Source organism: Bartonella sp. MR168JLCBS, assembly GCF_042194175.1.
In genome coordinates, this window is sequence record NZ_JBHIMP010000538.1 from 1 (window position 1) to 596 (window position 596).

1 protein-coding gene is annotated in these 596 nt (G+C 46.0%); it reads left to right on the forward strand.

Annotation, left to right across the window (positions count from 1 at the left end):
- Positions 1 to 110 precede the first annotated feature (110 nt).
- On the forward strand, positions 111 to 596 hold a 486-nt coding region (locus ACFIK8_RS12500; RefSeq protein ID WP_375669610.1), incomplete at its 3' end, for a tRNA (guanosine(37)-N1)-methyltransferase TrmD.

Sequence of the window (596 nt, forward strand, 5' to 3'; positions counted from 1 at the left end):
ACTTCTGGTTTTCTTGTTGTCGAGCCAGTGGCAGCTGGTTTGTTGAGCAACAAGGAAAAAAATAAGGTAGAAAACGACTTGGATTCAAATGAGGATGAAAGAATGAAAAAATGAAGTTTCAAGCGCGCGTTTTAACACTTTATCCTGAAATGTTTCCTGGATTTTTGGGTTATTCTTTAGCAGGGCAAGCTTTAGAACGAGGAATATGGTCGCTCGAGACAGTGCAGATTAGGGATTTTGCTTTGGACAAACACCATAGCGTTGATGATACACCAGCTGGTGGGGGGGCTGGTATGGTGATGCGGGCGGATGTGTTAGCGGCTGCACTTGATAGTTGTCCACATGATTCAACAAGGTTGTTGATGAGTCCGCGTGGACGGCCTTTTAACCAAGCTTATGCGCGTTCTTTGGCGTGTGAGTCGGGAGTGACATTGGTTTGTGGACGTTTTGAAGGCGTCGATGAACGGATAATAGAAGCGCGGAAATTAGAAGAAGTATCCATTGGTGATTATAGCCTTTCAGGAGGTGAAACGGCTGCGTTGGTTCTCTTGGATGCTATCGTGCGTCTTTTACCAGGGGTTATGGGCAATGAGGCT